The 13,252-nt window shown below is 47.7% G+C and carries 15 protein-coding genes; 1 reads left to right on the forward strand and 14 read right to left on the reverse strand.

Translation table 11 applies throughout. The features are described from left to right. Positions 1–33: 33 nt before the first annotated feature. The 6 genes from ACTQ3V_RS14300 to ACTQ3V_RS14325 form a co-directional block, all read right to left on the reverse strand. Complete coding sequence (locus ACTQ3V_RS14300; RefSeq protein WP_441468106.1) at positions 34–303, reverse strand: excisionase; 270 nt, start codon at positions 301–303, stop codon at positions 34–36. Positions 304–316: 13 nt separating this feature from the next. Continuing rightward, on the reverse strand, positions 317–538 hold the full coding sequence (locus tag ACTQ3V_RS14305; protein WP_148336132.1) for an excisionase: 222 nt from the start codon (positions 536–538) through the stop codon (positions 317–319). A 97-nt stretch (positions 539–635) separates the two neighbouring features. After that, positions 636–857: an excisionase gene (locus ACTQ3V_RS14310; RefSeq protein ID WP_041179095.1), complete on the reverse strand. Its 222-nt coding sequence runs from the start codon at positions 855–857 to the stop codon at positions 636–638. Next, positions 847–1,410: a type II toxin-antitoxin system PemK/MazF family toxin gene (locus tag ACTQ3V_RS14315; protein ID WP_050618050.1), complete on the reverse strand. Its 564-nt coding sequence runs from the start codon at positions 1,408–1,410 to the stop codon at positions 847–849. Before ACTQ3V_RS14315 ends, ACTQ3V_RS14310 begins: the two co-directional genes overlap by 11 nt. Positions 1,411–1,519: 109 nt before the next feature. Further along, complete coding sequence (locus ACTQ3V_RS14320; RefSeq protein WP_441468107.1) at positions 1,520–2,104, reverse strand: sigma-70 family RNA polymerase sigma factor; 585 nt, start codon at positions 2,102–2,104, stop codon at positions 1,520–1,522. A 449-nt stretch (positions 2,105–2,553) separates the two neighbouring features. Continuing rightward, positions 2,554–2,832: a ParA family protein gene (locus ACTQ3V_RS14325; protein WP_441468108.1), complete on the reverse strand. Its 279-nt coding sequence runs from the start codon at positions 2,830–2,832 to the stop codon at positions 2,554–2,556. A 654-nt stretch (positions 2,833–3,486) separates the two neighbouring features. Between ACTQ3V_RS14325 and apmA the strand changes: the two genes are divergently transcribed. Continuing rightward, positions 3,487–4,311 (forward strand): aminocyclitol acetyltransferase ApmA, encoded by an 825-nt coding sequence (gene apmA / locus ACTQ3V_RS14330; RefSeq protein WP_015059965.1) that lies wholly within the window; start codon positions 3,487–3,489, stop codon positions 4,309–4,311. Between the two features lie 303 nt (positions 4,312–4,614). Here apmA and ACTQ3V_RS14335 read toward each other — a convergent pair whose 3' ends face one another. From ACTQ3V_RS14335 to ftsE, 8 genes are all read right to left on the reverse strand, one after another. Then, positions 4,615–6,006, reverse strand: a complete 1,392-nt coding sequence (locus ACTQ3V_RS14335; protein ID WP_177303470.1) for a zinc-ribbon domain-containing protein — start codon at positions 6,004–6,006, stop codon at positions 4,615–4,617. Positions 6,007–6,156: 150 nt separating this feature from the next. Next, entirely contained in the window at positions 6,157–6,651 is a 495-nt protein-coding gene (gene lnu(C), locus ACTQ3V_RS14340; RefSeq protein ID WP_044761252.1) for a lincosamide nucleotidyltransferase Lnu(C), read from the reverse strand. A gap of 215 nt (positions 6,652–6,866) precedes the next feature. Continuing rightward, the gene (gene lysS, locus ACTQ3V_RS14345; protein ID WP_441468109.1) at positions 6,867–8,372 is read right to left on the reverse strand and encodes a lysine--tRNA ligase; all 1,506 of its coding nucleotides are present in this window, start codon (positions 8,370–8,372) and stop codon (positions 6,867–6,869) included. A gap of 21 nt (positions 8,373–8,393) precedes the next feature. Further along, the gene (gene greA / locus ACTQ3V_RS14350; protein ID WP_373166530.1) at positions 8,394–8,867 is read right to left on the reverse strand and encodes a transcription elongation factor GreA; all 474 of its coding nucleotides are present in this window, start codon (positions 8,865–8,867) and stop codon (positions 8,394–8,396) included. 138 nt (positions 8,868–9,005) lie between these two features. Then, positions 9,006–10,172, reverse strand: a complete 1,167-nt coding sequence (locus ACTQ3V_RS14355; protein ID WP_441468110.1) for a S41 family peptidase — start codon at positions 10,170–10,172, stop codon at positions 9,006–9,008. A 59-nt stretch (positions 10,173–10,231) separates the two neighbouring features. Further along, on the reverse strand, positions 10,232–11,416 hold the full coding sequence (locus ACTQ3V_RS14360; protein ID WP_441468111.1) for a murein hydrolase activator EnvC family protein: 1,185 nt from the start codon (positions 11,414–11,416) through the stop codon (positions 10,232–10,234). Between the two features lie 34 nt (positions 11,417–11,450). Then, positions 11,451–12,335 carry a permease-like cell division protein FtsX gene (ftsX, locus tag ACTQ3V_RS14365; protein WP_441468112.1) on the reverse strand — a complete coding sequence of 295 codons (885 nt, stop codon included), beginning with the start codon at positions 12,333–12,335 and terminating at the stop codon, positions 11,451–11,453. Continuing rightward, a complete protein-coding gene (gene ftsE, locus ACTQ3V_RS14370) occupies positions 12,332–13,012 on the reverse strand; it encodes a cell division ATP-binding protein FtsE (protein ID WP_441468113.1) in 681 nt (226 codons plus the stop codon). The genes ftsX and ftsE overlap by 4 nt, the downstream gene beginning before the upstream one ends. Between the last annotated feature and the right edge of the window lie 240 nt (positions 13,013–13,252).

Raw genomic sequence — 13,252 nt, forward strand, 5'->3', positions numbered from 1 at the left:
CTACACCGTGGTGATTAAACCTAATATAACTGACTAATTTCGGCCGCTGCTTAAACCGCACAGCGGCCGCTGGACCACCGCACCAACGGCCGCTGTGTGCCGCAGAATGCACTTAATCATTCGTCTGTTTCCTACCCACAGCACGAACGGGCATTTTTCTTGGCTTGTCATCTCATAGAGTTTGTCTCTACCTATGCCTGTGTAAGCGGTCGCTTCATCAATCGTAAGGTAAGGCTTTACCCAAACCGGCACGGTTTCCACCCGATTACCTGAATTGTTCAATTCAGCCTGCTTATTTCCCATAACACCACCTCCATCAGAGGAAATACTGCGATGACAGGTATTCCTCAAATTGTTTTCTTTTAATCAATCGCTTTGCTCCGTTCCAAAGAACGAAAGGGCAATCTTCGCTATTCGACAGTTCTTTTATCTTTGATGCGCCAATACCCGAATATTCCGAGGCTTCTTCAACTGTAAGGTTCATCTTCTTCCAAATTGGGACACTCGACATTTTGGATTTAAGTTGTTTGTCAGACATACGCTGTAACCTCCTTGCCTTTGGTGATTACATCATACTCAAAAGTCTGCGGTACGCCAATTATGCGAATCGGCTCATCGCAGACTTGACTTTTTCCTTAAATCGAGTATTGCCTTTCAATAAATTCGTCAAAGACTTTCCTTTTAATCATTCTTCTGCTACCAATCCAAAGAACAAAAGGACAATCCTGACTTTCCGTCATTTCATAAAGCTTTCCCATTCCAATACCGGAATAAGCTGCCGCCTCCTCAATAGACAGGTTTGGTTTACACCAAAGAGGAATGTTGTAACGCTTCTTTTTTTCACTGCTATTTGACATTCCTGCACCCCTTTCCTTTGACCGAGGTGCGTTTGTCATAAACGATGTAATCCCAACCGCTGTTATTGCACTTATCGCAGTGGTCTTTGCTTTTCGCAAACGGGTCAAGACGCCTGACAACATAGTTTGGGTCGTGGATATAGTCGCTCAGGCACTTGGGGCATAAGCAACGAACATCTCCGTTTCTGTCTGTGTTGTAAATCCATAAACCGAAAGTCTTTTTAAGAGCTGCGTTAATTTGCTTCCAAAGCCTTTCATCGTTTACCGAACCAATGTAGTCTGTCAGTTCATCCTTATTGACGGTCTGTATCTGTTCAAGAAGAACCATTGACGGCTTCTTCAGACCGAAGTCCTCACCCAAAATGATGTGTGAAGGAAGATACTTCTTTTTCATCACAGCCGTAACAGCCGCAACAATAATTGTCGGAGCGTTTGCATTAAAGTTGTCCGCCTGAATTACCATTACAGGTCTCTCTCCCGACTGGACAGACCCCTCTCTTTTTCCAAAATCGTAGTAGAATAAATCTCCACGCTGAATTTCTTTTCTCTGCATATATGTATAACCTCTCTGCTCATTTATTATTGAAAGTGCATTTCGTATCCGGATTTGAAATAACCCCTTCACTCATTTGGACAAAGGGGGTCAAAATGCACACCCAAAATCAGAGGTTTTCATAAAATTTCTTGAAATTTTTTCTTGCGGCGGCAATCGACTTATCTACAACGCTGTAATATACGCCTTCTTCCTTTGCGATTTTTCTTGAACTCATACCTAACAAAATCGCTTTAATCAGTCTTTCTCTCTGAACAGGTTTCAGCATTTCCAATACCTTTCTGACTTTCGCAATTTCCAACTGGCGAAGCTGTTCCTTTTCTTCCTCAATCTGTTTTTCCTCCGCTTGCTCAAACGGGTCAACAAACGGAGTAATCAGTTCCCGGTGGAATTGTTCAGAGATGTCATCTTCATACCCGTACACATCGATTGTTCTTTTTGCTCGCTTTTCGTACTTATCGTTGTTTCTGTATGACTCGTCAATCACTTCTCCCTGAGCCATAGAAAGCAGAATGAACGGAGTGTACCGACGGATAACATCAGGGTATTTAACCCACAATTCTTCTTCCGCCAGTTCTGTTACAATCGCCCATTTCTCCGTGCCGGTGTAACCGTGGTACTCATACCGCAGATTGATGAGTTTGCAGTCGTTCGCAAATAATAATTCCTGTTGTTCTAATGAAAGTTTTGTCATTGTCGTAATCTCCTTGAATTTGAATTTTTGAATTTGGTTGAAATCAAAAATTCGGAGATTACGGATACTTGGCGATATAAGCCAGCCACTTATATGTCACGGTCTTGCTCCTTTCGGGAGCGACAAAAAAGCCGGACACCAAGAACATTAGGATATTTCTATCCCTTAATTCTCAGCGTCCGGCAATTTGATGACTCAGGAGCTTTCGCTCAAGGACTCGTGGCTCGGTACATCTGCCCGATATTTAATTGTTCGCTCTGTTATTACTTCTTGTTAATCTGTACTTGACCGTTCCCTTGCGTAGGGATAGGTCAACCTCTACTACTCTGTGGCAGTTCGGACATTTCAGTTCAATCACGCCTGTTGTCATTGTTACCTTGTCAAAAATACGCCAGCCACAGTTTTTGCACCTTACGATTATCTTTTGTTCCAACGATTTCATAGCTCGCTCACCTCCGGATAAACCGTAACCAAATCAAAAGGATTATCAAGATAGGGTCATTCATCGTTTCGTTTATGACATCTGTGAGTTTCGTTGCAAGCGTGATACCCAAGTTGTCCGTATCCTGCCAGCCGAGACAAGTGGTTAAGTCGCCCTGTGGGTCTGCGTCTATGAGCAACACTTTCTTTCCCTGCATTGCAAGACCGACACCGAGGTTTACCGTAGTGGTCGTCTTTCCAACTCCGCCTTTTTGATTGCATATCGCAATCGTTTTGCAGTTCGACACTTTGTGCGTCCTCCTTTCGTAAAATTCATAGCCATCGCAGTATGGCTATGTACTTGACCGGCTCATTTCCTAACCGGTCGGGCAATATTTGTTCTCAACACCCCTTGCCGAGCAAAAAGCTCACGGGAAGTCACTAAGGAACAGATTGCTAATCTGTATCATAGGAATTTCACCTCTGCCGGGTACTCCGCCAGCTCCGTAGAGAAGTATCATTATCCTTCTGACTGTCATCGCCGTAACAGGGGCAACCTATTACTTATACCGGGAGTTCTCGCTGTTCTGCAATGCAGAAGTCACGGCGTACCCGATAAGGTGGCTAAAATCATCAGAATTAAAGTCTTAGTGAATGATTTATTCAGTTGTCAAAATACAAGTGAATGGGCTGACCTTTTCGTGGTTCGGAATTAACCCCTTCACTCATTTGGACAAAGGGGGTCAAAATGCACACCCAAAATCACCCCTTTTTCAAAAAATTCTTGAAAATATTTTTTTAGAAACAAAAAAGCCGCCTATTTCCCTCGTAATTGAGGTCAATAGACGGCGGGTAGAAATATTCATAATTTTGGTGTATAATAGGAAATTAAGAGAAAGACAAATAAGAATTTGTCGGGCAGTTTTGAACTGGGGATTACATATTTTGGGAGGTAGATACTTATGAAAACCAGACTTGAACAAGTTTTAGAACGCTATCTCAACGGACGCGAGGTAGTTGTATGGGGTGTTCCGACACGCCGTTTGCTTCGTGCATTAAAACCTTTTAAATTTCGTGTTGACGATCGCGTTGACCCTCAATATCATTATGTTGTTGCTGTAAACGATGACGACTTATCCGACTTTTTATCCGATGAACAGAGCAAGTCGTTTCAATACGCTAATGACTATCTGACGTTTGACGATGAGGGAGGCGAACTTCCGTTTGAACGAATGTGCTTCAATGTCCCCGTTGGCAGGCAAACGTATTTTGGAGACGGTGTCGTAGGAGCTTGCAAAAACGGGTATATCAAGAGCATCGGCCAATTTACATCGATTAACGGCACGGCAGAGATCCATGTGAACCATCAGTTAAACATGACCTTTGTAAGCGACGATATTCAAAACTTCTTCAATGAAGAGAGTATGGCTATATTCCATGAAAAGCTGCGAAAGGACCCGAAACACCCTTATGCTTACAGCAAAGAACCTATGACCATAGGTAGCGATGTTTATATCGGCGCACATGCATTCATCAATGCTTCCACTGTGACAAGCATCGGTGACGGTGCTATAATCGGCTCGGGCGCAGTGGTTCTGGAAAATGTTCCTCCTTTTGCTGTCGTCGTTGGTGTCCCTGCGAGAATCAAGCGTTACCGCTTCTCAAAGGAGATGATTGAAACCCTGCTTCGTGTCAAATGGTGGGACTGGAGTATAGAGGAAATTAATGAAAATGCTGATGCGCTTATATCACCTGAACTATTTATGAAGAAGTACGGGGGTTTATAGCGTATATGCGAGTAATACGAAATTTGTATATCGTGAGCATAACACGAAGCCGACAAATTCCAATTTGTCGAACTTACTCTAAATTGGCAAAGACCGCTTACATCGTGTAGGCGGTCTCTTTTCGTATTTAGATATATTTAATTTTGACCTTTCTTTTCTTGGCTGAAAGCACCTTGCAGAGAACATCGTCAACTCCGTCGGTGTATCTGCCTTGTGCAATCAGACTGTTCTTTAAGCGGATAAGTGATTGTATTACTCTGCTATATTCGTCATCATTAAGATAGATATGGAACTTTTCTTCTCTCACAGTCGCTTCCTCCATTCATTGAATTTTGCTCTGATTACCGAAACATCTGCTTCGACATCAGAATAAATAAAGATATGTACGCTTTTGAAAACTGCTTTTACTCTATCGGCATACTCCGCTTCCGTTTCGGTTGTCTTAAAAGGGAGTTTTACAAGTTTTATATTTCGCTGCTTGCATAGATGGCTTTTGAGAACCTCCATATGTTCTGAGCCGTTCGTAAATTCTATCGCCAGCTTTTCTGACGGAATGTAGGTTTCAAGTGGTATTCCTAATAGTTTATCTGAACCGAGCTGTACCTTTAATCCTTTTTGATTGGCGTAATAGGCGACCGCCAAGCCGGGGAATACGGAGCGATATTCTTTTTCGCACACAGTGCATTTTTCTCCGATAATTGTTCTATCGCTGATTTTTGCTTTCCAAGAGTGTCCCAGTGAACATTTCCACCACACACTTTTCATCGACCTTCTTGACACTTGTGTCGGGAGCAGAGAGTTTTTTTCGTAATCCCATTCAGCAAGCAGTTTCCTGTCCGTTGTGGCTAAATCATTGTATCCTGCAAGAACCGCCCTGTCCGCACAAACCGGGCATACTGTTCCTTTTACACGAGCATTGATAACGGACTTCCACTCATTGCCACAGGTCTTACACTTCCACCAAACATTGTGTCTTGATTTTGCGTTTACCTCATCAGGCATTAGGGGATAATTTCTTTCTGACCACTCAGCCGCAAGTTCAGGGTGCGTAGTCGCCAAGTCATTAAATCCTTTGAGCAATGTATATCCGCTGCAATACGGACATCTGCTCCCACCGGCACGGGTTGAAATAAGAGTGTGCCACTCGTTTCCGCAATCTTTGCATTTCCACCAAGCCTTACTGTTTGCAAAGGCTGTCACCATTGTAGGTAGCAACGGAAGATTTCTGTCAGACCATTCAGCAGCAATATCGGGATACTGTGAAGCAAGGTCATTGAATCCGGCAAGGACTTTATTGTGTGAGCAGTATGGACAGCCTGTTTTATTGATTGTTCTGCTTTTGACAGTAGCCGTCCACTCGTGACCGTGTTCGCACTTCCATATCACTTTTTTATGAGAACCGGCAGTAACCTCCGTTGGCTTAATCGTGTTTTTCTCAGACCACTCTAATGACAATTTCGGCTTTACCGTAGCCAAATCGTTAATACCCTCAACAACCCTTGCTCCTGAACAAATGGGGCAGCCTTCGCCTTTGGAACGAGCCTTCACGCTCGCCTGCCATTCGTGACCGCAACTGCCTTTCCACCAAACTCTCTTGTTTGAGCCGTAAGTAATATTATCGGGAGTAAGCGGAAAGTTCCTTTCCGACCATTCCGAAACAAGCTCCGGATGTACTTTCGCCAAACTATTACTCATAGCAAAACCGCTCCTTCCTCTCTGTTTGCACTCATTATATTGAGGAAAGAGAAATCGGGGTAGTTTGCGAACATGGGGAGAAATAAAAAAAGCCCCTTGAAAAAGGTTCATCCTCTTTCAAGGGATTATTCGACAAACGGGAAGTTATGATTATCTATACTCTTCAGGAAGTTCCATATGAAATACTTCGCACAACAACTTTACATCATGCATATCATTTTCATCATAATCGTATCCCAAATGGAACAGCAGTTGACTATACGGTTCAATACAAGAAACTTCTATTTCCTCAATTTTTCCTATTCCCGAAAAAATCTCTGATGGAAAACAATCCCCTTCGTAAAGAATTTCACCATTTTTTGTATATTCAAAACAATGTAAATCAATAATTCTTTTCTTCAAATCCTCCCATACTGTATGGTTCGTTGTTGTATACTCCATTTTTATCTCATAGAAACCATTGTTTTTAATTATCTGTATAAATTTATGATAATCTTTCTTTTCTACAAATATATCAATATCGTTATGTCTTCTTGTTTCATATCCAATAAGCGCATCTACACCCCAACCGCCGTCAAGAAATACTTTAATCTCCGCATCCGTTGCAAGTCTGATAATCTGTTTTGCATCTGTTATACTGACCATATTTTCCTCCCCTAAATCCCGATTTGTTTATCTGTCTTTTCAAATAATGGGCGACCTCGAAAGAAAGTCGCCCATTCACACTTTGAAATTATGCGATTTTTTTGCCTCTGCACGTTTTCCTACATCGATTGGTGTAAGTTTGGTGTAAGGCGTAAGGTTTTTCGTTTCCCCTGTGTCCGAAAACCCTTGATATTACGGGCTTTTTCGCGTTTCGGTCAATCTAAGGGCTTCATTGTCGGGAACAGAAGCACATCACGGATGGATGCGGAATCGGTCAGCAGCATGACCAGACGGTCGATACCCATACCCATACCGCCCGTGGGAGGCATGCCGTATTCCAGCGCATTGACAAAATCATCATCCATCATGCTGGCTTCATCATCGCCTGCCGCGCGCAGCGCAACCTGACGTTCAAAGCGCTCGCGCTGATCAATCGGATCATTAAGCTCAGAGAACGCATTGCACAGCTCGCGGCCGACCACGAAGCACTCAAAGCGCTCGGTCAGGCGCGGGTCGGATGCCTTGCGCTTGGCCAGCGGCGATATCTCAACCGGATAATCCGTGATGAAGGTCGGCTGAATCAGATGCTCCTCGACGAACTCGTCGTAGCACTGCGCCAGCAGATCGCCCCAGCTTTCCTTACCCTTCTCGATCTCTACCCCCTTGGCCTTGACCGCGGCAAGCGCCTGCTCGCCATCCATCGCCATAAAGTCCAGACCGGCATACTCCTTGACTGCCTCGGCCATGGTCATGCGACGCCAGCCCTTGGCAAAATCAAGCTCTGTGCCCTGATAGGTTACCTTAGTCGTGCCGAGCACCTTTTCGCATACATGTACGACCATGTCCTCGGTAATATCCATCATGCCGTTGTAATCGGTATACGCCTGATACAACTCAATGGTGGTAAACTCCGGATTATGCTTGGTATCCATACCCTCGTTTCGGAAGATACGGCCAATCTCATACACTTGCTCAAAGCCGCCCACGATCAAACGCTTGAGGTGCAGTTCGGTTGCAATGCGCATATACATATCAATATCCAGCGCATTGTGATGAGTGATGAACGGACGCGCGGCTGCACCGCCCGGAATGGTATTCAAGCAAGGTGTTTCCACCTCCATGAAGCCGCGTGCATCCATAAAGTTGCGAATTTCGCGCACAATCGCCGAGCGCTTCTCAAACGTATCGCGCACCTCGGGATTGACAATCAAATCCACATAACGCTGACGATACCGCATATCGGTATCCTTCAGACCGTGCCACTTTTCAGGCAGCGGCGCGAGGTTTTTGCTCAGCAGCGTCAGTTCATGCACCGCAACCGAAATTTCACCCTTCTGGGTGCGGAACACCTCGCCCGAAACACCGATGATATCACCGATATCAAACTTTTTATAGCCCTTGTAGACCTCATCGCCCACGTTATCACGCTTAATATAGAGCTGCAAACGACCGTAACGGTCGGACAGATCGGAAAACGAAGCCTTACCCATGATTCGTTTGCTCATCATGCGGCCGGCCAGACGGACTGTTTTCCCCTCCAGCTCCTCAAAATGCTCATGAATATCGACCGTGTGATGATCACGCTCAAAGCGTACCTGCTGATACGGGTCCGCGCCCGCCGCCTGCAGTTCCGCCAGCTTTTCACGGCGGATACGCTTGAGCTCATGCAGTTCTTCTGCGGTCTGCTCGTGCTGTTCCTGCGCCTGATGCTGTTCTGCCATAGTTTCCCCGTCTTTCTTCTTTTATTTCTTAATATCCATTACCTGATACTTGACCACGCCGATCGGCGCTTCCACCTCGACAATCGTGCCGACCTTTTTGCCCAGCATCGCTTTACCGAAGGGCGATTCATCCGAAATCTTGCCCTCCATCGGGTCGGCCTCCTGCGAACCGACAAAGTGGTATTCCTCCTCCTCGTCCAGCTCCAGATCCTTCACCACAAACCGGCAGCCGGGAGAGATTTCATCAGCCGCGTATGTGTCGCCGGTTACAACGACTGCCAGCTTGATGATTTCCTCCAGCTCCGCGATGCGGGAATACAGCTTGCCCTGCTCGTTCTTTGCTTCGTCATACTCCGCGTTTTCGGACAAGTCGCCAAACGAGCGCGCTTCTTTCAGCTGCTCGGCTACCTCATCTGCACGGGTGGTTTTCAAATATTCCAGTTCTTCCTTATAAGCGTCCAGGCTCTCCTGGGTCAGTTTGATTTCTTTCGCCATGATTGCAAACCCTTCTTATTTCATAGGTTCAGCGGCATCATGCGCCGCCGTACAGTACTCCTTATTATACGGTAACATTCGCCGCACTGTCAAGCGAGCAAGTGTATTTTTGCACATTTTGACCGATCCGGCACGGATTCATCCCAGAATTTCGACCGCTTTTTGCAATTGCGGGTCCTGCGCCGGAGAGAGGAAATAAAAGTCCGCCAGCTGCGCATCGGTCAGCGCAACCTCGATATCAGGCGCAATGCCCACGCCCGCCAGATTATTCCCCTTTGGGGTAAAATACTCTTCCACCGATAGGTTGAGCGCTGACCCGTCGGATAACGCAAAGGTCTGCTGAGCACGGCCTTTGCCCGTGGTGTGCGTACCGACAAGCGTAGCTCTGTCATATTCCTGCAAGGCAGCAGCGAAAAATTCGGCTGCCGAAATGCTCTGATCGTCCACCAAAACCGCAATCGGCTGGTCGATCTTATCCGCATCCGACTCATACACGGTCTCGCTGCCGCTTTTGGTACGCAGTGTCATGATCGTGCCCTCAGGCAGCAGCGGATCGAGCATTTCGCTCATCTCTTTGACGCGCCCGCCGCCGTTATGCCGCACATCCAGCACCAGCGACTGCGCGCCGTCTGCCAACAGTCCGTCCAACACCTGCCGAAACTGTTCTGCGGCACCAGCATGAAAATTTTCGATACGAATATAGGCGATGTTTCCATCCAGCATTTGGCCCCATGCCATCTTCTGTGTCACGATCACGCGCTGCATCGTTGCCTCCTGCACAGCGCCGCCCTTCTCTTTGCTGAAAGATACAGTGATTTCAGTGCCTTCCTCCCCTTGAATCGCATCCACCACAGCATCCGCGCCATCCTTCTCGACGGTCAGGCCCGCCGCACCGACGATATAGTCCCCCTTTTGTATACCGGCCTGCGCTGCGGGAGAGTCATCACACACCAGACTCACGCGCACGTTATCCTCTCCGATGATCACTGTCACACCGATACCGCTGCCCTTTCCCTCGCCGCTTAACCGATACGCCTCATACTGGTCGGCCGGTATGTAGGTCGACCACTGGTCGTCCAACCCGGTTACATAGCCAACCGCCGCATAATCCGCCACCTTTTCCTCATCCATATCACCCACAAACTGCTCGGCCGCAATGCGGTCAATTTCTCGCAGCTTATCCTCCACCGCGGACGTACGCCAGCCCATGGCCGCAAAACATCCCAAAACCGATACCGCCGCCGTGGTCACACAAAGAAATAACGCCGTTCCCACAGAAACCCTATTTTCCTGCCATCCAAACATCCAATTCCCTCCAACAACAAAGGGAGAGCAGATGCCCTCCCCTTTGATTCATAATTGCATTACGTAAAGCTGAAGAAACTCTTGGGGTCAACCGTCGAGCCGTTCTGATACACCTCAAAGTGCAGATGCGGGCCGGTCGAGTTGCCGGTAGAGCCGACATAGCCGATGACCTGTCCCTGCTCAACATACTGGCCAACCGAGACAATGATGCTGGACTGATGTCCATAAGCCGTCATCGTGCCGCCGCCATGGTCGATTACCGTGTAGTTGCCGTAACCGGAAACCCAACCCGCGGTAGTCACCGTACCGGATGCCGCTGCCAGAATCTCTGCACCATGGCTTGCGGGAATATCCTCACCGGCATGGAACTTGACCGTGCCATAGATCGGATGCACACGATAGCCGTATGCACTCGATGTTGTCGTGCAGCTCGGCGTCGGCCAGACAAAGGTACCGCTGTACGGCACACCGCCGGAAGCCGCCGACTGCGCAGACAGCGCTGCGATCTGGTTGCTGACTTCCTGCATCTCACCGGAAATACGGTCATACTCGGCTTCACTTTCCGCCTTATAGGCCTCAATGCTCTGTGCCAGTGCAGCCTGTTCGGCCTCGCTCGCCGCCAGCTCGTCGACCTTATAGCTCAGATTCTCCTGATACTCTTTCTGAGAATCCTGCGTATCCTGCAGTTCCTGCTTCTTCTGCGCGATATCTTCCTTCGCGGCGGTATACTCGGCAACTACCTTTTTATTGTCATCCATAATCGCCGTGATGATTTCCATACGGGACAGCAGGTCGGAAAAGCTCGAGGAGTTGAGCAACACTTCCAGATAGCTGGTGTCGCCCTGCTCATAGGTCGTGCGCACGGTAAGCGCAAACTCCTCTTCCTTTTGCTCAAGCGCGTCCTCCGCCGCAGCCAGCTCAATGGTCTTGACGTCAATCTGATCCTGCAGTCGCTCAATATACGCCTCAACCGTGGCAATCTCTTCCTTGGTCAGGGTAATTTCACTTTGCAGCGCAGCGCGGGTTGCTTCCACGTCGCTGGCCTGCTTGGTCAGCTCCGCAATTTTTTCTTTAACCGCCGCTTTCTGATCCTCCAGCGAGGACAGCTTATTCTGTAACTCGTCCGCATCCTCGGCAGCGGCTGCAAAAGTCAAGCTGGTCAGCAACATAGAGGCCAGCAGTGCAACCACAAGAACAGCCGCAATCACACAGGATATCAGCCGCGTCGTGTTTTTTTTCATCATAATGATATTCGCTCCTTTATCTGTCGCCAATACATCACACATCCATAAACTTGCGAATGCTCGTCACCGAACCGCCGATGCCGAACAGGACACCCGCACCCAAATATATGCCCAGCACCAGCCAGCGCAGTCCGTCAAACGGGAGAATGTGGAAATACGGGATAACGCCGCTTGCGACGTTGGAAAGTTCCGTGTACAGTCCCCACTGTGCAAGAAATGCCAAACCACCTGCCAGCAGTCCCAGCACCATACCTTCAATAACGAACGGCCAGCGAATAAACCAGTTGGTCGCGCCGACCATCTTCTGAATGGAAATTTCCTCACGGCGTGCAAACATAGCCAGCTTTACCGTATTGGCAATGATAAAAATGGAGATAACCGTCAAGCCGACCACCATTGCCAGCGCAACAATATTGAATACGCGCTGCACCTGAATCAGCTTGGAAATGACCTCCTCATCCGCACGGATATAATCTGTGCCGTCCACTGCGGCGATCTGTTCAATCGTCTCTTCGGCCAGCGTTGGATCCTTCAGGGTGAAAATAAAGCTGTTTCGCAGCGGATTATTTGCAGAATTATAATTCTCCAGAATTACCGCGTCTTCGCCCAATTCCTCTCGGTATTTCTCCAGCGCTACATCGCGGTCCTCAAAGTCAACCGTTGCGATATTGTCGATCCTGTTGAACTGCGACCCCAAGGCTTTCGCCTCGCGCGTGGTCAGGCTGTCATCAATGAATACCACAATCTCGTTGGATTGCTGTAATTCCTGAATGCTCAAATCAATATTATACGCAATCAGCGTCACGGTTCCTGTCAAAAGCAGGCAGGCGATCATGATAAGCACCGCCGCAATCGACATAAACCCGTGCTTGAATATATTGCGGAAGCCTTCCTTCCAATAATAACCAAAACTTCTCATAACTGATAGTACCCACCTGTCTGGTCGCTGACAACCTCGCCCTTGTCAATCATCACAACGCGCTTTTCAAACTCGTCCACCAGTCCCTTTTCGTGTGTCACGATCAGCACGGTGGTGCCCAATTCGTTGATCTTTTCAAACAGGGTCATCAGTTCAAGCGAGCGTGCGGGATCGAGGTTTCCGGTCGGCTCGTCCGCGATGATGAGACGCGGGTTATTGACCAGCGCACGCGCAATCGCAACACGCTGCTGCTCACCACCAGAGAGATTCATCGGTTTAATCTGTGCTTTGTCCGACAAACCGACCAGTTCCAGCACATATGGCACGCGTTCTCTGATCGCCTTTCCCTTTGCACCGATGGTACGCATGGCAAATGCGACGTTTTCATAAACCGTTTTATTGTTAATCAAGCGGAAATCCTGATATACCACGCCCAAGGTACGGCGCAGATACGGGATCTGTCTTTTTTTCATTTCACCGACATTATAATTGTTAACCAGCACCCGCCCTTCCGTTGGGCGGACCTCTGCGGTCAGCAGCTTGATGAGCGTTGTTTTACCAGAGCCGGACGCACCGACGAGGAACACAAATTCTCCTTCATCCACGCGCAGGTTCGCTTTGTTCACCGCACGTGTACCATTATCGTACACCATGGTGACATCGTTCATCCGTATCACAGGCATTCCTCCTCGGAGCCAAGCAAAATACCAAAAAGGCAAAGGTGCATGCAGATCATACACCTTTGCCTATTATAACAGATTTTCCTTGCCGACGCAAGACGACAATCCCTGCCATTTTCCTACACAGTGTAGGAGTACAATACATCTTGGACAGTTGAATAAAAAAGGATGAAGGATAAGACCACATCGGTTAAAGTTGAGTTGCTATACAACAACTTGTCGAAAGGGGGCCATATC

It is taken from the genome of Candidatus Agathobaculum pullicola, assembly GCF_052117205.1.
GTDB classification, from domain to species: Bacteria; Bacillota; Clostridia; order Oscillospirales; family Butyricicoccaceae; genus Agathobaculum; species Agathobaculum pullicola.